A 22,157-nucleotide genomic window follows, 5' to 3' on the forward strand; every position below is an offset into this window, starting at 1 on the left:
GTGCTATTTTGTGAATTGGTAGCTCCGGGTAGCCGTGTTGCCCCTGTTATCTGTTACTCTTACCTCCAGTGTATGCTGGCCTTTGGTCAGAAATGGCATGTGCTTGAACTGACCGCTTATCAGCTTGTTTTTAGCATCGTACTCGAACAGGGCCCACTGCCCATCAATCAGGCACTCGTAGTCTTTAATGCCGCTAAAGTCATCATCTATCCTGATGTTTATTTCCTTACGCGCCGTGTAATTGTTGTTTTCGGGGACGCTTCTGAGTTTGATAACAGGCGCAATGGTGTCCACCGCCAATGTAAACTTGCCAAACCCTCTGGTGGAGATGCTTAGTTGCTTGTTCTTTAAAGTGCCACCCAGCGAATAGGTTTTATTGGCCGTATTGACACCGGCTATGCAAAGCTGGTCTCCATAGGTCAGCAGAGAATCAGGAACGGGCAGGCTCACCGACATGGAACGGTGCAGCGGAATGTGCTTGTCGCCAATGTAATAGACAGGAGCAATAAACCCCTCCTGTTCTTCCTTGTGAACAAAAACATGGGTGGAGGTATACAATGAGTTAGCAGGGATGGAGAAATGGAAGCCGAGCGTATCGAGCGAAAACGACTGGTCGTAGTGAACTTTTACCAAGGCCTCGTTTTTTTGTGGTGCTGGTGCTGGTGCCGCCTCACCTTTTAGGGTAAATTCGAGTACCGAACGGTTACCGGCATAATCGACAATAACATATTTGAGTTGTTGCTCATCGCCCTGTTTAAGTTCTGTGGTATAGGTATTTTTTTTACCATAGAGGCTGAGGCGGTTATTGGGTTCAACAAAACTCTTTTGTATCACTTTGCCGCTTCTGATTTTTTCGGCATAGTCTATGTGGGAATTGATGTAGCGTGTTTCGGCAAAACTGAATTTGTCGATGTTAAAATTATACACCAGTGTATCGTTCACAAACAGGTCGATATTGGTTATGCCACATTTGCGCCAGCTATCCGAAAAATAGTCGAGCACCTGAACGCCAACACCTATTTTTCCATGAGCGCTAAAGGTTTTGGTGCCTTTGGGATGAAAAGCCTGGTTGTAAAACACGGTGGGCATGTAGGTGTCTTCCTGTGCACCATTGATGCTGGCATCATCCGACAGGCAATACAGCTTCAGGCCCTGAATCTGGGGGCGAACCTTATCAACAATGTCATCTCTGAAAAAAAGTGGGTTGATGGGTTTTTGAGTGGCCTGCTCGCGCACTTCGTAATGGAGGTGAGGACCGCCTGAACTGCCCGAATTGCCGCTGTAAGCAATGACTTCGCCACGCTCCACAGGAACTTCACCAGCTTTGAAGAATAGCTCGACTGCAAAGGATTTTTGTTTGTACTGCTCAGCTTTTACCAGTGAGTCTATTCTTTCCGAATAGCGTTCGAGGTGCGCATAAACAGTGGTGTAACCGCCCTTGTGATCGATATAAAGGGCATGGCCATAGCCGTAAGGCGAGACTTTAATGCGGGAAACATGTCCCCGGTCGGAAGCGTAAATGCGGTAGCCTGTTTTGCGGTTTGTCGTTAAGTCAAGTCCCGAGTGAAAATGGTTAGAACGGAGCTCTCCAAAACTGCCGCTCACCCACGGGCTTATTTTCATTGGTTTTACAAAACGCTCTAAATCTGGCGCCTGTGCTGTTGACCATTGATAGACGCTTGCAATACATATTATAACTAAAGCGAAATGCCTCATGTTTATCCCCTCCTGAAAATTTATAAAATCCATCCAAAAATAGCTTTCTGTCTTTACAAAACCAATCAAAAAGCGCTATGAATAGCCGGAAGCACGCAACCTGTCTCTTAATTTTCCCTCTAAATAGTTAATCAATGTAAAAGCAACCGTTGTGGCACAATATTTATAATGTAAAACAACAAAACAATTAAAATTATAACGCATGAAAAAGTTTAAATTTAGTTTCCTTTTAGGCTTGATAGCATTAATCACGTTTAGCTGTTCGGATGATGATGGTTACTCATTGGGTGATTACTGGGTAACAACAGGTACGGTGGTGAAGACAAGCGATTACTATTATGTAGTGACTGATGGAGGCGAGCAACTTTGGCCTTCGGCAAGTAATGTATCGCCCGGAAGTTTAGACGATGGTATGCGCGTATTAATTAACTATACCATACTGGGCGAAGATCCGGATAAGCAATACGATTACCTTGTCAAGGTAAATGGCATCAGTGAGCTGTTGACCAAGCCGGTGTTTAATTTTGACGAAACCACTACCGAAGCGGTGAAGGATTCGATTGGAAATGATGCGGTGACCATTGCCGACACCTGGTTTACAGGTGATTATTTGAATGTGCAGTTTGAGTATGGCGGTGGCCCGGGCTACATTCACTTTATTAATCTGGTGAAAGATACCGAGGATTTAACAACAGAAAACGGCGAAATTATTCTTGAACTGAAGCACAACAAGAATGGAGATCCTTATAATTACTTGCAGTGGGGCATTGCTTCTTTCGACATTTCCCAGTTAAAGGAGGAAGGGAAAAACTCTGTTGATGTATTTGTGCGCAGTATCGATAAAGAAGGCAATTACAGCTACAATAAAGTACTGACCTATAATTATGATCAGGTAGAGGCGGAGCTGGTATCCAAGCAGTTTTCGGCCACGCCAATGCGCGAGATGGTGGAATAGGTCATTCCTAAACGGCCGGAAAGCCGCTGTGTAGAATAAGTTTTACGACGCGGCGCTAAGATATACGCCAGGCATGCAACGGGGAATAGTTTGTTCAACCTTTGCCTGCCTGGCGTTTTTTTATGCCCTTTACGGAAACATTAGTGCCTCCGCAGACGCTTCTTTTGACTTGTTCCGGGCAAAGCAAAATCGATAAAGACTTTTTTGGGCTAACACCTCCAGTGGGTGTTTGGATAAGGAAAAAAAATGCAGAAAATTTTACAGGCTTAATGCGCTGTATCCCTTGCTATTGAAGGAAAGTAGAGAAAAAAATATGAAAAAATTCACTTGATAATTTGGTGGTTTGCCCGCATTATCCCTATATTTGCATCGCATTTGAGAACAATGGTTCACAAACAAAGCACAAAAAAAGGTTCCGTAGCTTAATTGGATAGAGCACCTGGTTACGGCCCAGGAGGTTAGGGGTTCGAGTCCCTTCGGGATCACTGATTGAAAAGTTATTTCAAACAAAAAGCACTTAAAGTTAATACTTTAGGTGCTTTTTTATTTTGTGGAAGTGTCAAGTTTAGGCATTATCCTATGCCGACCCGGTTATTTGTCGAATACCGATCCGGAGAGCGAGAATTCGTTGACCGCCCCTTCGCCCCGAATAAAGATCCGGTGGTTGAATCGCACGTAATTGAGTTCGCCAGACGGATCTTTGAGCAATTCGCCAAGGGATCCCTTGTTCGGGCCTTCGGTGATGATGAAATAGCCCTCAGCTGTGTTGGCCACATTGGCCGGCGCGGGATCCTTTCCCTTGGTCAATGCGGAGAACTGGACAAACACATATTTGTCGCCTTCTTTCCTAATCTCAATGTTTTGGGAATTACCCTTGAAGACGCCGACGAAGGGATCAAGCACAGCCGGATCAACGCCCGCTGCGACCGGAGACTTGGCCTCGATTTTCGTGAAGGCTTTGACCATTGCGTTCGCAACTTTTTTGTAGGCCTCGACTCCGCGATCGCTGTGGACCAGCACCACCACTGCAAAGTTGTGATCCGGGATCAGCTGTAGAAAAGAACGTGTGCCGGGCCAATTACCCCCGTGGCTGGGGCTGGTGACCCCGTCGTAGTCGTGGACAAACCATGTCAGCCCGGTAAAGTCGCCGGCCTCAGCCTCGACTGCCGGAGCGTGGGCATAGTCCAGTGCTTTTTTAGACAGCAGCTGGTTCCCGGAGGCGTCCTTGCCGTCCAGCTGAAAGCGGGCGTATTTAAGCATATCGGTAACTGTAGACCGGATCCCGCCGGAGGCTGCGGACTCTCTTATCATCGGAATGTAGTACGGCTTGAGATCACTGATGCTGCCTTCCCCGTAGATCGGCGGATGACCCCATGCATAATTTTCAGCCGGAGGGGTGGTTTCGTAATTAAAGGATGTCGCATTCATGCCGAGCGGGGCGAGCAGGTTCTCTTCGATCAGGGTCTCGATCGGCTTTCCGCCGACATGCGACACCACATGGGTAGCGAAGGTGATACTGGTGTTGTTGTACATCCAGGTTTGACCAAACGGATAGAGCTGCTCGACGTAAGCCGCCTGGAGCATGACCTTCTCGCTGATGGACCCACCCGGAGGAACACGAAGGAAACCATGGTCGCCATACCAGCCAGCGCGATGGTGAAACAGGTCAACGACCCGCGCTTTCGACGTCGCGTCGGGATCCGAAACCCTCCACCACGGCAGAATATCCACGACACGCGCGTTCAAATCCAGAATGCCCTGTTCGGACTGCTGCATGGCCACCGTCGAAAGGAAGGTTTTTGTCACAGAGCCAATTTGAAATTTCGTATCAGGGGTAACGGCCTCGTCGGTGCCTACCTTGGTGACACCGAGTCCGGCGCTGTAGGAGTTGTCTCCGTAGATAACACCGACAGCAAGCCCCGGGATGTTCATTTCCTTGATCAGTTCAGCAGTTTCGGCGACAACCGCATCAAAGGCCGCCTGCCCCTGCTTCTTTGTCATTGTTTTTTTGGACTGCTGCTTTTTCTGAGCAAATGCCGGTTGAACTGCAAATAATACCGAGATTATTACAGTAAATAATAGTTTCATCTTTCTATTCATCTTTCTCTTCTTTTAAATATTAATCATTGAGTCTAGTTTATTTGAATACCTAAGAGCTTGGTTCAGTGGCGACTCAAGGCGCCGTCCGCTACAACCAATGGATAGGCCCGATTAAGCCTATTTGTTTTGTGATTTTAAATAGTAAAAGTCGTATAAAGTCCGGGTAACTTCAGCAATGGCCCGATCACGATCAGCTTCCGAGGTTGTACTGCTTTTGGTGAATACCACGATGGCAAAACGTCGGCCGTCGGGTAGCGTTACATACCCCACGTCATTAGCAACACCACCAATCGTTCCTGTTTTATGGGCAACCGGGGTTCGCCTTGGTAAAAGACCTTTTAGCCTTCCATTACCTGTACGAGTGCGCGACATGGTAGCAAGCAGAAATTCGCGGCTGTTCTTACTCAAGGCCTTTCCGCTGTCGATAGCCAAAAGCAATTGCAGCATGGCATTTGGTGAGCACTGATCACGTGGGTCTTCTTGTTCGAACTTAAGGTTTCGAAGTGGTTGCTTTGCCGCTAGTGTTGGATCTTTGGCTAAGGCCTCTGCAAGTACGGATGCATAAGCCTTATCGTGTAAACCATAGAAGTCCCTTAAAATTTCGCTGGTATACCGATCGACTCGTAGACCTTTTATTCCAATACTTTGCATCATTTTCGTTACCGCTTCCGGACCACCCGCTAGTTTTAGACAGGCGTCCGTCGCGGTATTGTCACTTAAGGTTATCATGGGTTCAATTAAATTGGCTACAGATAACTTAATGCCAGGGTGCACGAAGTTCACTGCGATCGCCTCGTCACCTGTAACCATGGTTTCTTGTTCAACATCAATTAAATCGGTAAGTTTAAGTTCACCTTTATCAACACGGTCCAGCAAAGCGACAGCAATGGCCACTTTATAGGTGCTTGCCATTACAAATGCTTCATCGCCGTTTACTGTGATCATCTCCTTAGAGCCAATTTCCTGTGCGGCCACACCAATGCGGCCAACCAGCCCCTCTGAAATTTTTTCAATCTTCTTGGAAATAGCTTCAGCATTTTGTTTTTGAGCAAATGTTGGTTGAATTGCAACAAATGTTGAGAAAACTGCCATTAAAAATGGTGCAAAATTATTTTTCATACTGTTTAATTTTAAACCTTAATAATTGAGTTTATCTTATTCGAGTGCCTGACTATCTATTTCGTCAGGATTTCCATTCCTCTTTTTAATACTTACAAGGTTCGAAGCATAACGAACCTTATAAGTATTCAAGAGTAAAGTGTTTTTGTAGATTTTCACTTATTGTTAATACTAAAAGTCGCGTTTTCGTCTAGAGGGTAAATAGGATATGTTAGCTGGGTATGCTCGAAGAGGGTAATATCGCGACTGGTGGTTCCGGGAACATCAGCGATCAGTATTTTGTCGGTGAAGTTTTTATAGAATGCACGAAAGTGCATTCCGCTTTTAACACCTATAACGTCATATTCCTGGATGATGATGCCATGCGGCCGTCCCTGCGTATCATCATAGGTCTGGCATAGGCCGGAAATAACGATGACATCCACCGTATTCTCCGCTTCGATGACCAACCTAACGGTAGGGCCAAGCTGGAATGGGCCGTTGAAAGCGGTCCCTCCACGAACAACCTCATTCCCATCCGAAATGGACTTGACATAGGCTTTGGTCTTGATCGGTTCGCCCGCCAATTTCTCAAATTTGCCACCGAGGCTCACATCGATGGTTGCTCCGACACCGGCAGCGGCTGCTGCCTTTGCGGTTTCCGGATCGTGTATAGACATGAAAGTGACTTTTCCCAGGCCTTTGGTCTCCATAAGAGCCTTCAGCAGGTGGGTGCTACCACCTCCGGCTCCGCCACCGGGATTATCCGCAGCGTCTCCTATCACGATGGGTGTATGGTCGATGATATCGCCTTTTGTTGGCTGTTTACGTACATAGTGACCGTCCTTCTCGAGTGTGGCCAGCACAGTACTCATAGTTTTGTCCAAAGTTTCCAATGGTAGGATGGACTCTTTCCGGTGATCCCATATCCACTGTGCCAGTTCGTCCACCAGTTCGTTCGCCAGTTTGGAGTTATTTTCGGTAGTGACCATCGGGAACACGCCACAAAAGTCGCTGTCCTGGTATGGGAAACCATGCATAGCAGAGCAGTTGATAACACCGGGCCGCTTTTCTATTTCAATGCACTTTTCTTTCAGTCGATTTGCAAAGGTGCCCTTCTCTTCGGTATTACTCATCCCCATCATCAGTGGCACTTTGCGATAGGCGGGGGTAGGATGCGATTCTCCTGCCAGGATTGCAGCGCCACGATACATCGCATCACGTGCGCATGCATTCATATCCATATGAGGATACTCTTTGCAGGCACTGAAGAAATTCATATTGTCCTTCATTTTCTCTGTGATCTTGCCATGCAGGTCGCCACTCCAGACGATCATGGTCTCCTTTCCGACTATTTCTCTGATCGACTCTGCTAAGTCTCCTTCAAGATCGTGTGTGCTGTTCACCATACCGGCACCGTGAACACCAAGGTAGACGATGTCAATAGGTAACTGTGATTTCAGTGTGTCCAGGATCTCCTTTTTGGCATCTTTCCAGGCCTGATCATTCACCGTGCTAAAGCACCAGTCTATATAGTACAAAACACCCGGGAGCAGCTCCCAGCCTTTTTCTTCGCACACATCCACAGCCCCGCCAATGGCTGTCCCTTTCAACTGATTCCTGATCTGATCGCCCCGGAATGTGCGCATTCGGTCGAGCGTGGTTTCGCCCATTCCTTCGGTGAGGTAGGTGTTGGTTTCATGGAAAAAACCAACATAGGAGACTCTTAATTTTTTGGAATTTTTCATTTGTTCTCCTTTTCCAATGTTGAAGGACAGCAAAGATACTGCTGCTGCAGCAAGAGCTACAAAAACAGCTAGTGTAATAAGTTTTCTTCTTTTCATAAGGTTTGATTTAAATCAAAAAAATGCTTTTTTTATAGCTCTTGTTAAATAATTACGACACTAGAAATCAAATTTTACCATGGCCTGTAAGCGATTTGCACGGCCAAAATCACTGTTTTTATTTCTGCGTTCGCCCCACATATATTCGATGCCAGTATAAAAACGTGCGGTTGCCTGATAGATAAGATTAATGTGCGCAATAGCTGCTGCTTTCATCGATTCAGGAGCGCGGTATACTGACGGATCGAGTGCAGTATAAGCCAAGGATGCATTCGTAATAAATCTGTCGTTCCATTTATGGACATAACCAAGTACAATTGCGGCGGCAGGCATGGTTTCAAGCTCGCCGTCAGGAGTAAGGATCGCATTAGAATTACTGCCGGTAAGGGCCATGATATTATCTCCGGAACCCATGCCTAGCGCCACATTAAAGGTAAAATAGTCTTTACCGATATACTGGCGTCCTCCAATTACAGCAGCAAGCTGCGTGGCTGTAGTGTAAAGACTATCTCCGCCATCCCAGCGCATTTGTGCCAGGTTAACACCCAGTGCAACCATTCCTGTTTTCCAGCTGTAGTCAACTCGACCAGCTAAAGCAGGCAGGCCGAGGCTTGAGCTGCCTGGGTGGTTAAAGGCATTATCTATGCCTATATAATCCATCATCTCTAATCCCAGTGCCCACTTCCATTTATCGTTAATACGGTTCTGGTACTTTATTTGAGTTGCTCTTCCACCATATAAAGCATCACCGGCGGCAAAATCAATTAAATTGGGGATCGACTCCATAATAGACGTTGTTGTCCATGTTTGGCCGAAAATGAAATTACCGGCAACAATGTAGGCATGTCTTAAGCGATAGTATGAGCTACCGGCACTTGACCAGAAATCCCCTTCAATAAAAATATTCAAGGGGACTTTGCCTGGAGTTGTACGCCGCATGTCGAAGTTAATCCTTGATTCGCGAGCGAACATATTAAAGTAACCACGGTTGGCATCTTCAGGTGATCCCTCCACCGGTATTTGCGACATTAAAAAATTGTACCGGTCGCCTGAACCATTAATGTCATACAGCATGTCCAATTTAACCCTTCCGCCAATTTTCATGCGGTATTCTGAGCCAAACATAGGCCACGAAGCCGGAAAATTATCTTCCACCAGTTCACTACCGGTTAATAACTGGTGTGATTCTCTTAATTCAGATTTAGGAATGTCCACCATTTGTGAAGCAGTAGTGTCGCCTGGCTGTTCGGGCGCTAGTTTTTTCTGCAGCTTTTGCTTGTCTCCCTCCAGTTCTGCAATTCGCATTTCCAGTTCATCCATCCGGTTTAGTCGCTCTTTGAGAAGTTGATTTTCTTTTCTAAGGGAATCGGCTTCTTGAGAGAGCACTGTAACGGGTAAAAAAAACAGCATGAATAACAGGCTCACAATACTTAAATGGGATATTTGTTGGCTATTAATTTTTAAGGGGGAGACTAGTCTCATAATCATTTTGTTTTTATTTGAGATATTATGGCTGTTTCTGTGTATAACTGTGTAATAAAGCAGTGATATTAGTGCTTATGTCCTTCTGTATCAGTAAGGTCACAGCACTTTAAGCCTGCTCCGCCAAAGTCCTCAGGAACAGTATAAAATTCTTTTTGCCAACTATCAATATTCAAAGGCACAAGTTTACTCTCTGCCAGAGGCTCAAAACGGATAGCTTGCCCCGGATTAACAGTATCGGGCATGCATTCAGAATCTTTTACAACAATAACTCCATTCACTAAAACGTAAGGAATCCCGGACGATGGAGCGGTTCCCTTCGCATAGGTTGCATTGTCTTTTACATTCTCAGGACTGAAGATGGTGATGTCAGCCACCATACCTTCCTGCATACGACCACGCACCTGCATGGCTTTTAAACCCATGTCGCCTAATGGTTTGGCGCTATTGTAACTGGTCATAGAAACCAATTGCATTAATGGAATGTTATTGTCTTGTCCTAAACGCAATGTTTTAGCAAATGCGCCGCAAGTACGAGGGTGAACATTCGGCATGTCTTCAAAAGGTGTATTTCTGGTCAGACCCGTATCAGGAATTAAAGGCATGCCATCGCTACCAATGGCCACACCCGGCATTTTTAGCCAGTCAACAATGGCTTCCACAGGCATTTTATAGACTAAAACAGCTCTTGTGGGTTCTTTTTTCAACATTTCCTCACGGCTTTTCTCTGTGTACCATTCTCCTGTGGCCACATCTTGCAAGGTTTCTTCGTATTTGTTGCCTAAAGATTTTACCCAAACATCGGGCTCAAGAAAAACGGCATTTAAAGCGGTAGAACCGGCCGCATAAGGATATATTTCGCCCCATACATTGTAGCCGCGTTCACGCATTTTAACCAATAATTCGTGTACCAAATTGTATCCGGGATTATTGAAATGGATGGCAATAGCTGGTGCACCCAGGGCAGCCGCATTGGCCAACATTTCCTGTATACCATTTACCTCGGCCACATCGTTACCCGGAGTTCCTCTAAAATGCATACCTATTTGACGGCCATATAAGCCCGCCAATTTTTGCAATTCATAAATTTCACGTGTTGACACACCCTCGCGCATATAGCCAACCGTTGAACCAATGCCAATACCTCCCTGACGCAAACCTTCATCCATTTGTGCTAAAATTTCGTTCCCTTGCTCCAGGTTTGGTCTTGTTTTCGACCAACCTTGTTTTACACGGGATTTTAAAGCATCCATTGTATAGAAGTATTCCCACTCATTGAAACCATCGAGTACAGCTGCACGTGCCAACTCATGTGCAACGGCCACACCATAATTTACAGGAGCCTTCCCTTCACGGCGTTTATACCACTCATCTAATTTGGGCCCATAGGCTCCAACTTCCAAATCCATAATGGTAGTACGACCATCGCGAAGCATAAGGCGGTACATATAAGGCTCAAGACAGTGCTGGTGTTCGTCGATAAATCCGGGAGCAACAACATGTCCGGTAGCATCTATGGTTTCTTTACCTTTGATTTCCCCTTCAGTGATAATGGCAATTTTACCATCTTTAATACCTACATTCCGAACCCCATCAAAATTGGTTTCGGGATCCATTACCCGGCCATTTAAGATAACCACATCAAACTCCTGATTCGGATCGGCAGCTTTTTGGGTAGCCGTTTGATGACAGCTCATATGAACTAGAGCTAAAATAAATAAGATGAAAATTGTTCTTTTCATGGTATAAAGTTTAGTTGATATCTATTGATTGATTATTTGAACTGATTTGATCGTAAAGCGAATATCATGTAAGGTATTTAATAGCCCCATTAACGCCGATTGATCTGGCAACCAGCCGATAAGGCTAATGGTTTCAGAGTCGGTCTCCTGCCGAACTTGCATGTCATCAGTCATTTGTATCAGAGTAGTAGTGATCTTACCCTTTAATCTGATCTGATAAATGGCTGCATCATCAGATATGGTTTTTTCTTGAGCAAACATTTCCTCACTCATGTTACAAGACAGTTTACAACGCCATTAATTAGTTTTTTGAGAAGCTAGACATGGCATCTTTAATAATACTTTAACGCAGCACAAGTTACGACAACACAAAGGGGCAATGCATCGTCTAAAAGTCGCAAAAAGGTATGATTGTTACGATAATATTGCCATACTCTTTACTTTATTGAGCATGGAAGTTCGATTGGGAACATCGAGTTTGCGATAGATGTTGGTAAGATGACTTTTTACAGTAACGGCAGAGATGTTTAGCTCATCAGCAATTTCCTTATTTCGCAGACCAGCTGCAATTAGCCGGATTACTTGCTGCTCGCGAAAGGATAACTCATAAAAATTAGAATGTGAGATAGGGGGGAGGTCAGAATGTGAAGTGTCTAAACCTATTCTGGACAAGAGCCTGCGAGAATTCGGGGATTGATTGACCAGATGGAACAAAGATGGCATAATCCGGTATGCTTCAATAATTGGTCGGATATTATCGTTCTGTTCAGCAAGTGTTATAGCTTTATTAAGCGACTCTTTAGCATCTTCTTTTCTTCCAATCCGCAATAGCGCTATTGCCTTCAGAAGCTGGATATCTAAAACATGATATCTGTTGTGAATGCCATCCAGAAAGACTCCCACTTCAGCAAGTATGTTTAGTGCTTCCTCGACTTGCAAGACTGATCCATGGCATACCATGATACGGATTTTAGTTAAGTTTGGGACATCTATCAGGAACAAATACGGGTCATTAGATTGCTTAGTCCAATCCATTTGAGCCCATTCTAACTCCATTTTTCCCAATCCTTTATGTAGATTAATTCTTGCTTTTACAGAGCGTGCATAGGATTGAAACTTTGGATTTTTAAATTTTTCAGATACCTGTTCCATTGTAAGCTGCATTGAATCAGCTTCTTTGGTATCCCCCTTTAGCGAATGCAACAAAGCTAATCCTGCCAAAGCATCAAAATAGACCCGATAATTGAATACTTTGTCATAGCTTATAACCTCTCTAAGTGATTGAGACGCCAGGTCCAAATTAGCTGTCTGAAATGCACTATTGCCAAGCAAATACAAACTCCACGCTCTCATAATTTTCAATTCACCCTTCCTGGCGATAAAGTGGAATTTTTCAGATTCAACCTCTGATTCTTTAAAATTTCCAGATTGTAAATGAACATATATCCTGGCATGCAATGAGCGCATATGCATAACAGAACCGTACTGAAAGTTTTTATCATGATCATCAAGAAGTTTTAAAGCCAAAGTTGACCTCCCCAACATTTGTCTTGTGTTTGCGGTTATTAATTCTCTGCGTCCGCCAAACATACCTGTTTCGTCATGATATATAGCTTTGGATTGTTCCAGGCATTCTAAAGCTTTTTCAGGGTTGGGCCTAATATAGGTTAAATAGTAGCCCAAATGATATAGGTAAAGAGATTGGTTCTTTATGCTAGAGTTTTTAACACCAACGGCCTCAAGCGTATCCAATAAAAAAGAAAATTCCTTAACTTCATAAGTTTCCTGGCAGAAATATAATTCTATTAATAACAAATCTACATTGCTCATTCGTATTTCCTCAGGAATATTTTCTAACCATCTTTTGACAACCCACCATTCGCCTGACTCAAATTTTGAGGTAGTATGCTCTATAATCAGATTGGCAGCCCTATTGTAATCTTGAGCCATGATCAAATAATGAATTGCTTCATCAATAAGACCCTTGCCTGCAAACCACGAACTTATATGAATGTAAAGTGGATTGATGAGTTTGGTTCTTTTATTTTCAATCGCCTTTTTAAAACATCTCCAAATAAATGATGGAACCGAAACCAGCTAAACTCATCTCCGGTAGGAATGAGAAAAAGGTTTGAATCGATTAATTGTGCGAGGAAATTATTTGCGCCACCTGATTCGTTGAAAGAAAAGCTGAAGATTGAGTCTAGAAGCTCTTTGTTGAATTGTTCGCAGAGTGAGCAGAGTTGTATCTGTCTGAAAAACTCGGGGCTAAAATTATCACCAATGTGATCGATGAGAATATCCAAATCATTTGTCAGATAATCGAAAGATACCTTTTTACCCTCTGTTTTTGGAACAGGCCTTGCCATCAGCATCATCCTTATGCCCAGTATCCAGCCCTCAGCTCGGAACAAAAGTTCGTTGACTTCCTCTTGACTGAAATAAACAGTGGGCTTCATTTTTAGGAGCTCATTAATTTCATTTTTATCAAATCTGAGGTCGTACATCCTGAGCTCCAGTATCCTTTGATAGAGTCGCAATTGGCGGAATTGAAGTGGCGGATCATGACGGGTAATGATAACTAGCTGAAAATAATTGATATTTTCCTTAATAATAGCGTCAATTAACTGATGGATTTCCTGATTCCGGATTAAGTGATAGTCATCTAAAATCAGTCGGGCGTATTTGTTAAGAGTGTTAATTTTATTAATAATTAAATCTATTATTGTATCCCATTCAAGAAAGTGGTATTGTTGAGCTAAATCTTTTAGGTCATCCCAATCTATTGCACTGCATCTTTCAAGGCTTTCGATGAAATAAGTCAGGAACAAAGATGAATCACTCATTGCCTGATTTAGGGATAACCAACCGTATTTTGTTTCATGCTGTTCAAGCCATTGGCTAATAAGGATGCTCTTACCATAACCAGCAGGTGCCGACACTAAAATAAGTGGTAAATGACTGTTATCTTCCAGCTTTCTAATCAGTTGTGACCTTAAAAGAAGATCATTCGAAATTTGTGGTTTATTTAGTTTGGTATGCAGCATTAAGTGATTTATCTATAGGTTAGGTAGAGTCAATTATTTTTTATATTCACAATAACACTGGTGCATTGACTTATTTAAAAAAAGCTTCACCAATTTTAATTTTGACATAATAGTAGTTTTGTATATGAAAAGTGTTAATATCAGCCTCCGCAAAAGCATATACAATATAGCTCAAAAAAACTGTAAGTTATTTATTTCTTCATTACAAGTAATCCAAATTGCCCGTCTATTCCCAATCAACAGGTTATCCACTGTTCTTTTTTAGCTCGTCTGTCTCCTCTCTCTATTTTACTATAAAGAGGTGTATCAATATCTAAACCATAGACCATTTGGCGTTGAGGTAAGCTATTTTCGTCCCGAAGTTTTTTATCCTTTTTCCCAAGAAAACATGATTCTACCATATTTGATATGTCGTAATTTGTATAAATTTAAAGAATCCTGATTAAATATCTGATTGTTTTAAGGTTAAATTAATGCGAATAGCCTAATGCCTTTCTGTGACCTATGGTATTTTTAGGAATATTGGAATTAAATAATCTTGATGGACCCGTTCCTATTTCCGGGTCTACGCATGAATTTTGCATAACCTGAAAAGGAAAACTTCACATTCCTTGCACCGCTGGCATTGTCTTCGAGATTTCTTCATTCTAGCATTAAATGATTTAAAGTAAGGATTATACACTGGTGAATACCTTCAATGTGTGAATCATGTAACATATTTCTATAGTTATGTAAGGCAGGCGATACAGTTGTGTTGTAACTTGTTACTCGTGCGTATTGTAGGCCGGAAAAACCAGACAATAATTAAGGACTATTTCAATGCGTTTTGCCCCATGGTATACAAGATAAATACTCATGAGCTATGATTGATTACTAATATTAAAAGGTTCCTCTGGCGGTGATGGCTTCAATATGGGCTGGTGAGACTTAAGGATATGACAAAACCAATTGGTGTTAGTGAATCTAGAGATGTTAGGCACGCGTTAATCAGATTACACAGATTATTTGAATGAATCCATCACAGCACCAGTGGGCTTTGGTTCATTTATAAACCTTTTAAAAAGAATGTCATGAAAAATTTATTGTATGTTATAGCAGGACTTTTGATAATCATTTGGGGAATTATCTTTTTTGGATTTCATTCTTCAGGAGCAGTACACTGGTTATTAGTATTTGCAGGATTAGTCATCTTTATTAGGATTATTTTCAATAACCAACTGACAGATTAATCAGGTAGTAAACCTAAGCGAATGGTCATTAAAGTTAGTGATGAGGGTTCCTTAAAGGGATCTTTTATCTGGCTTTAACGAACCTATTGATTGTACAACTATTCGTGTTGGCTATAGATTGCTGCAGATTATTTAATGTTAAACAACCATCTGATGAAACGGGTTATTATTGCACTCGACTTTGATCCCAGCGCCCAAAAGGTGGCTGAGGAAGGCTATGCCATAGCAAAAGCTTTAGAAGCTAAGGTTACTTTAGTACATGTAAAAGCTGATGCAGATTATTACAGTTCCCTTGGTCAGGTTGTTGTTATAGGCTTCTCAGGTCACCAAAAAGATGCGGGTTCTATTCCTTCTGATGCAATAGACCCGGATGCGATTTCGCAAGAATTTCTGAAAAAAGCGATGTTACATCTTGCAGACAAGAATATAGAAATTCTGGTAGTCAATGGAACATGTGCTGATTCATTGATAAAAACGGTCAATCAATTAAAAGCCGATTTAATAGTTATAGGTTCTCACAGTCGTAAGTGGTTTGAAAACACCACCATTGGCAGCGTTACCCAAAAAGTAATGCTTAGCTCAACCATTCCGGTGCTTGTAATACCAACCAATAAAAACTTTGATTGATTGTTTGCTGAATCTTTTATCTCTTTGTCAGGCAGTTAATATTCTGGTCATTGATTCTTTCAAATGGCTAAATCTTCATAACCACTCTTAATAACGGTAGAAATCATTTTAAACCGTTCGTTGGCTTTTACATGATGGGATGTATGGGCCGGTATGATGATGCCGTCGCCTGTTTTAAGGAAATTAGCGTGATGGTCAATGACCACCTCTGCCTGGCCTTCAATAACCTGTATAAAGGTGTCAAAAGGTGAGATTTTTTCAGCAAGTGCTTCACCTGTGTCAATGGCCAACATACTCACATTGCCTGTCGTTTTTTTAATGATGGTTTTACTCACTCGAACTGAGGCCATACACCGTTCTAAAATGATAGCCATAAACAGCAAAAGTAATGGCTTCGGTCAATAGGGCAGGCTTTTTAAATAAGGTCCAGAACAACAGTTTCCAAAATTCGATACGGCCTTTTTTAATAATGCCAATGATATACATGGATTTAAGAAAGGCAACAACCAGCGACAAGTTGATTCGCTGATGTTGTTTGTAGGTGTGATTATAATTTAAAAATAACTGACGTACTCGCTTATAGTATGGCTTGGTAGTATAAATGGCTGCGATTATCTTTTTATAGCCTTCCATTAATTGATTGTAATCCATTCTTGGGATAAAGTTCATTGATAAATCGGTATTGTTCCCTGAGGTTTCCTTTGTTAAGCGTTGTTCGGCTTCCAGGCGTTTATATAGTTTCGTATGCTTAGGAGCATTTAGCAGTCCCACCATAGCTGAAACAATGCCGCTTTTTTGTATAAAGTCAATCTGCCGCTGAAAGACACTGGGCGTATCACTGTCAAAGCCCACAATAAAGCCGCCCGAAACGGTTAATCCTGTATTTTGAATGACCTTAATAGATTGCAATAAGTTTCTGCCCTTATTTTGAACTTTATTGCAGGTCTGAAGCGATGTTTCATCGGGTGTTTCAATGCCGATGAAGGTGGAGGTTATGCCCGTTTCAACCATTAATGACATAAGCTCATGGTCATCGGCAATATTAATCGAACTCTGAATATTGAACACAAAGGGGTAATTGTGCTGTTGCATCCATTGTCTCATTGAAGGAAGCAAGCGGTTTTTTATTTCGTGTTTGTTACCAATAAAATTATCATCCACAATTAAAACAGGTCCACGCCAGCCTAAATGGTATAATTCTTTTAGTTCATGCAGAATCTGGCGGGTATTTTTCATTCTTACCTTATGCCCTAAAAGGGAGGTGATTTCGCAAAAGTCGCATGAAAATGGGCATCCGCGGGATACCTGTAAGTTCATAAAAACATACTTTTTCATCTGCAACAGGTGATAATGAGGCATTGGAGTAAGGGATAAATCGGCAAACTGATCCGTTTTGTAAATTTTGGCGGGATGGCCATTTGCTAAATCAGCCAGAAATAGGGGCAAGGTGATTTCTGCTTCATTTAAAACAAAATGGTCAATCTGTGGATAGTTTTGATGCTCCTGGGTAAAGAGCGGACCGCCGGCCACTATTTTCGTTCCCAGTTTTACGCACTCCGAAATAATATTACTGACCGATTGCTTTTGAATATGCATGGCACTAATAAAAACATAGTCGGCCCACACAATGTCCTTAGCTTCCAGTTCACTAACATTTAAATCAACCAGTTTTTTATTCCATTTCTCTGGCAGCATAGCCGATACCGTTATGAGGCCAAGGGGAGGTACCGCCGCTTTTTTGGAAATAAATTTAAGCGCATGTTTAAAACTCCAGAAGGAGTCGGGATACAGCGGATAGATGAGTAATATGTTCATTATTACGTTTTTTCAAATTCGTTAAGCCCGCATTATGGCTTAAGATCTCCATTCCCCAATGTGTTTTTCCCCAGACAGATTTAGTGTTTGCAACCAGGCCGGGTATTTGCCAATTTGCTACAATGGTATTGGTGCAAATTTCGTCGAAACAGTAAAAAATGGCCTTACATTTTTCTTGATAAATTTTACAAAATTCACACATTTTCGAGTGTGTCGCGTCTTTTATTTTTAAGCATTTTAAAGTGAGAAGGCGTCAGGCCGGTCATCTTTTTAAATTGGTTGGACAAGTGTGCAACACTGCTGTAGTGCATTTTGTACGCAATTTCAGAAAGGTTTAGCTCATCATAGACAATCAGCTCTTTGACTTTCTCAATTTTATGTTTCAGGTAAAACTTTTCGATGGTGGTGCCTTTTACTTCCGAAAACAGATTGGACAGATAGGTATAGTCGTAGCACAGCTTTTCACTCAGGTAGTCTGACAGGTTCACTTTTATTTGTTCTTCGGTATAGTGCACCAATTCAATAATTGCATTGGTAATCTTTTCAACGAGGATACTTTTCTTATTGCTCATGAGCTGCAGCCCTGCTTTTCTTAATGCGGCATCCAGCTTTTTTAATGTTTCGTCAGGTACTGGACCAATAATGTTGGCTTCGCCTATTGTTACATCTGTATATTCCAATCCGAGTTTATCCAGCTCACTTTTTACCACCATCTGGCAACGAATACATACCATATTTTTGATGTGAACTTTCATACGATTCTAATTTGCTTCAAGTACTACATGCAACTCGCCATCTTAGTTGTTTCTTTCTTGTAAGAGATTGTTTATTAACTGATTATACCAGATTGAATTTTGCTTTATATAGGTCAGGTGGAGTTCTCAAATACATCCAATCATCAGCAGAACACCAGAAACCTCTTGAGTTTTCATCTTTACACACCGTCACTTCATGCTCCTTTTAAACAAGATATTGAAGCATTATTACAGCCTAATAAAGTTAAGGATATTTCGAATCTTTATAAAGCAGTTTTATGCACCTTACAGCCATAAGTGAAGCCAATATCCGGTTGAAAAATTTTTAGTTTGTGACATTGTATTAGTCTAAACAGGTTTTTTCATACAGAAGAAGAGAAGACGGCTTGCCGGTTTTAATAAAGTCTGCAAAAGATGTTCTTTCTATATCTATTCCATTATTATTTCACTAACTTGTTATACTTCGAAATGCACTTCCATAACCTCATGTAGTAACAATTAGTTGTTGTAGCTAATTGATAAATGAATGATAATAATAAGAGTGAGATTATGAAAGCAGCGATAATAGGAACCTATCCCCCAAGAGAATGTGGCATCGGCACATTTACCCACCACCTTTATGAGTCTATCATTAAGGCAAACCGCGATAATCATGTTAGCATTATCGCTTTAAACAGTTCAGATAAATTGCTTTCGTATCCGAATGAAGTGGAACAGGTTATCCGTCAGGATTACCAGCGTGATTACATTGATGCCGCAAAATTCATCAACCACAGTGGAACCGATATCTGCATTTTGCAGCATGAGTTTGGTATATTTGGCGGCAAGAATGGTGTGTATATTCTTCCATTGATACACCGCCTGAAAATACCACTTATCGTAACGCTTCACACCATTCTCAATACGCCCTCTTACAGTGAGAAGTTAATCCTTCAGGAGATATGTAAAAAGGCATGCAAAATAGTTGTCATGACTCAAAAAGCAATTGATTTTCTGGTTAGTATTTATGATGTGCCTAAAGACAAAATTGAATTGATTGAACATGGTGTGCCGGAATATAAACTCAACCATTTTAAGGCGAAAAGTGCCTTAAAGCTTCAGGATAAAAATATTATACTCACCTTTGGTTTCCTGGGCCGTAACAAGGGCATTGATGTAGCCATTAAAGCATTGCCAAAGGTAATTGAACGGCATCCCGATAGTGTTTACTTTGTATTGGGCAAGACTCACCCCAATGTGCTGCGCTATTCAGGTGAGGAGTATCTTATCTACCTGAGGCAATTGGTTAAAACTTTAGGGTTGGAGAATCATGTGGTTATTCCCCATAAGTATATGAGTCAGGATGAGCTATTTATGTACCTGTATGCATCGGATATTTATATTACTCCTTACAATAACGAGGCGCAGATAACCAGCGGAACCCTATCGTATGCTGTTGGTGTTGGATCGGGTGTTATTTCTACGCCCTACTGGCACGCGGTTGAGCTGCTGGCCAATAACCGGGGGCTTTTGTTTGATTTTGGCAATTCAGAACAGCTGGGCGACATCTTAAATAATTTATTAGAGCACCCAGAGGAACTGAACGCCCTGAGAAAAAATGCAGGTGAGTATGGTAAGGAAATTACCTGGCCAATAACCGGTGTCAAGTACAGTAAATTGCTGGTTCAGGTTATTCATGAATGTATTAAAGAAGACGATGCCAGTGAGCAGCCGTTTGATTTGTTGATGGTACCTGCATTTTCACTAAAGCATATTAAACGTTTAACAGATGATACCGGGATTATTCAGCATGCTAAATATGGCATACCGAATTTGAAACATGGCTATTGCCTCGATGATAATGCCAGGGCACTTCTAATGGCACTCATGACCTATACCCAGAAGAAAAGCAAAAAAGCACTGAATTTGTGTCATGTATATCTGAGCTATATCCATTACATGCAAAACGAGGACGGTTCCTTTAGAAACTTACTGAGTTTTAATCGCAATTATATAGACAATGTGGGTTCAGAAGATTCATTTGGCCGAACCATTTGGGCTCTTGGCTACTTGATGGCTAATGCACCCAATGATTCCTATTACCAGGTTAGTTACTCCTTGTTTTTTAAAGCAGTACCTGTTTTTGAAGAACTGAAATCGATCCGAAGCATTGCCAACACTATAATAGGCATAAGCCATTATTTAAGCAACTCGCCTGATAACGACAGTATGGTGGCCGTATTAAGAAGACTGGCTTATAAGTTAGTTGCTCACTATGACAACAACAAGTCTGCTGACTGGAGTTGGTTTGAAGAATCATTAACCTATGATAATGCCATGCTTCCTCTTGCCCTTTTGCATGCGGCTGAAAGACTTAACGATGAACGCATCAGGAGTGTTGCTTTTTCGTCGATGAACTTTTTAGTTCGACACACACTGAGTGATGGCTACCTTTCTCTGATAGGCAATGATGGATGGTTTAACAAAGACGGTAGCAAAGCTATGTTTAGCCAGCAACCGGTTGATGCCTTGGCCATGATTCTGATGTTTCATCAGGCCTATAGCCTAACCAAAAACAAAGAATACCTAAGCAAATTATTCACCTCTTTCATGTGGTTTCTTGGCGAAAATGATTTGCGAATGCGACTGTATGATTTTGAAACCCATGGGTGTTGCGACGGATTAGAGCGCGACGGAATCAATCGAAACCAAGGTGCCGAAAGCACTTTGGCCTACCTCATTTCACATTTAACGGTGCTAAAAGCACATGAAGATTTTTACAGCGTTAAGTGATGTTAATAGTGGCTGCAAGCCATACTATTACCTTTTAAATTATTAAACATGTTAATAAAACGATATTCTGGTAATCCGATTCTTCAGAAAGATGATGTGCCCTATCCTGTTGCAACAGTGCATAATGCCGGCATGGTTAAACATGAGAATACCTACATCATGATTTTCAGATCCCACAAGTTGAATGGGCGCAGCATATTGGGAAAAGCCGTGAGTGATGATGGTTTTAACTTCGTGGTTGAGAAGCAGCCGTTTATGGTGCCCTCTCTGGAGGAACCATTTAAAAAGTACGAAGCTTATGGCATTGAGGATCCGCGCATTGTAAAAATAGAGGGAGAATATTTGATTACTTACAGTGCCTACTCCCAATATGGAGTTAGGATTGGACTGGCCAAAACTAAAGACTTTGATCATATCCAGCGCATTGCTCTAATAACCGAAGCCGACTATCGGAACGTGGTTATCTTCCCCGAAAAGTTCAATAACCTTTATGCCCGCTTAGATCGTCCGCACTCTGAAATATCACCCTGGTCCATCTGGATATCCTATTCACCTGACTTAATTCATTGGGGTCAATCCGAAATTATTATGCGTCCAATGCAATACCATTGGGATGAAATGAAAATAGGGCCGGGAGCCAGTCCCATCAAAACATCCCGTGGGTGGCTAAACATATACCATGGCGTATTTCCAACCATGGACGGATGTGTTTACCGCTTAGGCGTTGCTTTGCACAAACTTGAAGATCCGTCAGTTATTATTGCCGTTGGCGATGAATGGATTCTGCAGCCCGAAGAAGAGTATGAGATAACAGGCTATGTGCACAATGTTGTTTTCACCTGTGGTGCCATACCTGAACCCGATGGGACATTAAAACTATATTGGGGTGGTGCTGATAAGGTGATGTGTGTGGGAACAGCCCTCATTGACGATTTGGTTGACCATTGTCTCAATAATCTCAGACAAGCTTTATAA

General features: G+C 42.1%; 17 protein-coding genes and 1 tRNA gene. 6 read left to right on the top strand and 12 right to left on the bottom strand.

The window, feature by feature from the left end:
- Positions 1-3: 3 nt before the first annotated feature.
- A complete protein-coding gene (locus tag ACSX1H_RS10430; protein ID WP_439183812.1) occupies positions 4-1,749 on the bottom strand; it encodes a M23 family metallopeptidase in 1,746 nt (581 codons plus the stop codon).
- Positions 1,750-1,918: 169 nt separating this feature from the next.
- Between ACSX1H_RS10430 and ACSX1H_RS10435 the strand changes: the two genes are divergently transcribed.
- Together ACSX1H_RS10435 and ACSX1H_RS10440 are read left to right on the top strand one after the other, a co-directional pair.
- Positions 1,919-2,671, top strand: coding sequence for a NigD1/NigD2 family lipoprotein (locus ACSX1H_RS10435; protein WP_439183813.1), 753 nt, complete (start codon positions 1,919-1,921; stop codon positions 2,669-2,671).
- A gap of 411 nt (positions 2,672-3,082) precedes the next feature.
- A tRNA-Arg gene (locus tag ACSX1H_RS10440) sits at positions 3,083-3,156 on the top strand.
- A gap of 106 nt (positions 3,157-3,262) precedes the next feature.
- On the opposite strand, the gene ACSX1H_RS10445 is transcribed toward ACSX1H_RS10440, so the two are convergent.
- From ACSX1H_RS10445 to ACSX1H_RS10480, 8 genes are all read right to left on the bottom strand, one after another.
- Positions 3,263-4,771, bottom strand: coding sequence for a serine hydrolase domain-containing protein (locus ACSX1H_RS10445; RefSeq protein WP_439183814.1), 1,509 nt, complete (start codon positions 4,769-4,771; stop codon positions 3,263-3,265).
- A gap of 117 nt (positions 4,772-4,888) precedes the next feature.
- Positions 4,889-5,890: a class A beta-lactamase gene (gene bla / locus ACSX1H_RS10450; RefSeq protein WP_439183815.1), complete on the bottom strand. Its 1,002-nt coding sequence runs from the start codon at positions 5,888-5,890 to the stop codon at positions 4,889-4,891.
- Positions 5,891-6,045: 155 nt separating this feature from the next.
- Positions 6,046-7,713: a M81 family metallopeptidase gene (locus ACSX1H_RS10455; RefSeq protein ID WP_439183816.1), complete on the bottom strand. Its 1,668-nt coding sequence runs from the start codon at positions 7,711-7,713 to the stop codon at positions 6,046-6,048.
- Between the two features lie 60 nt (positions 7,714-7,773).
- Positions 7,774-9,195: a DcaP family trimeric outer membrane transporter gene (locus ACSX1H_RS10460; protein WP_439183817.1), complete on the bottom strand. Its 1,422-nt coding sequence runs from the start codon at positions 9,193-9,195 to the stop codon at positions 7,774-7,776.
- A gap of 68 nt (positions 9,196-9,263) precedes the next feature.
- Positions 9,264-10,937 carry an amidohydrolase family protein gene (locus ACSX1H_RS10465; RefSeq protein ID WP_439183818.1) on the bottom strand — a complete coding sequence of 558 codons (1,674 nt, stop codon included), beginning with the start codon at positions 10,935-10,937 and terminating at the stop codon, positions 9,264-9,266.
- 21 nt (positions 10,938-10,958) lie between these two features.
- On the bottom strand, positions 10,959-11,210 hold the full coding sequence (locus ACSX1H_RS10470) for a DUF8691 family protein (RefSeq protein WP_439183819.1): 252 nt from the start codon (positions 11,208-11,210) through the stop codon (positions 10,959-10,961).
- A gap of 141 nt (positions 11,211-11,351) precedes the next feature.
- The gene (locus tag ACSX1H_RS10475; protein WP_439183820.1) at positions 11,352-12,887 is read right to left on the bottom strand and encodes a LuxR C-terminal-related transcriptional regulator; all 1,536 of its coding nucleotides are present in this window, start codon (positions 12,885-12,887) and stop codon (positions 11,352-11,354) included.
- 53 nt (positions 12,888-12,940) lie between these two features.
- On the bottom strand, positions 12,941-13,984 hold the full coding sequence (locus ACSX1H_RS10480) for a winged helix-turn-helix domain-containing protein (protein ID WP_439183821.1): 1,044 nt from the start codon (positions 13,982-13,984) through the stop codon (positions 12,941-12,943).
- A gap of 1,070 nt (positions 13,985-15,054) precedes the next feature.
- On the opposite strand from ACSX1H_RS10480, the gene ACSX1H_RS10485 reads away from it, so the two are divergent.
- Together ACSX1H_RS10485 and ACSX1H_RS10490 are read left to right on the top strand one after the other, a co-directional pair.
- The gene (locus ACSX1H_RS10485; RefSeq protein ID WP_439183822.1) at positions 15,055-15,213 is read left to right on the top strand and encodes a hypothetical protein; all 159 of its coding nucleotides are present in this window, start codon (positions 15,055-15,057) and stop codon (positions 15,211-15,213) included.
- Between the two features lie 153 nt (positions 15,214-15,366).
- Positions 15,367-15,840 carry a universal stress protein gene (locus tag ACSX1H_RS10490; RefSeq protein ID WP_439183823.1) on the top strand — a complete coding sequence of 158 codons (474 nt, stop codon included), beginning with the start codon at positions 15,367-15,369 and terminating at the stop codon, positions 15,838-15,840.
- A 59-nt stretch (positions 15,841-15,899) separates the two neighbouring features.
- Here ACSX1H_RS10490 and ACSX1H_RS10495 read toward each other — a convergent pair whose 3' ends face one another.
- From ACSX1H_RS10495 to ACSX1H_RS10505, 3 genes are all read right to left on the bottom strand, one after another.
- Positions 15,900-16,190 carry a cupin domain-containing protein gene (locus ACSX1H_RS10495; protein ID WP_439183824.1) on the bottom strand — a complete coding sequence of 97 codons (291 nt, stop codon included), beginning with the start codon at positions 16,188-16,190 and terminating at the stop codon, positions 15,900-15,902.
- Positions 16,168-17,655: a B12-binding domain-containing radical SAM protein gene (locus ACSX1H_RS10500; RefSeq protein ID WP_439183825.1), complete on the bottom strand. Its 1,488-nt coding sequence runs from the start codon at positions 17,653-17,655 to the stop codon at positions 16,168-16,170. Before ACSX1H_RS10500 ends, ACSX1H_RS10495 begins: the two co-directional genes overlap by 23 nt.
- A 194-nt stretch (positions 17,656-17,849) precedes the next feature.
- Positions 17,850-18,410, bottom strand: coding sequence for a helix-turn-helix domain-containing protein (locus ACSX1H_RS10505; protein WP_439183826.1), 561 nt, complete (start codon positions 18,408-18,410; stop codon positions 17,850-17,852).
- Between the two features lie 549 nt (positions 18,411-18,959).
- On the opposite strand from ACSX1H_RS10505, the gene ACSX1H_RS10510 reads away from it, so the two are divergent.
- The gene (locus tag ACSX1H_RS10510) at positions 18,960-21,182 is read left to right on the top strand and encodes a glycosyltransferase family 4 protein (RefSeq protein WP_439183827.1); all 2,223 of its coding nucleotides are present in this window, start codon (positions 18,960-18,962) and stop codon (positions 21,180-21,182) included.
- 48 nt (positions 21,183-21,230) lie between these two features.
- Positions 21,231-22,157: a glycoside hydrolase family 130 protein gene (locus ACSX1H_RS10515; RefSeq protein WP_439183828.1), complete on the top strand. Its 927-nt coding sequence runs from the start codon at positions 21,231-21,233 to the stop codon at positions 22,155-22,157.

It is taken from the genome of Carboxylicivirga taeanensis (genome assembly GCF_051851475.1).
GTDB lineage: Bacteria > Bacteroidota > Bacteroidia > Bacteroidales > Marinilabiliaceae > Carboxylicivirga > Carboxylicivirga taeanensis.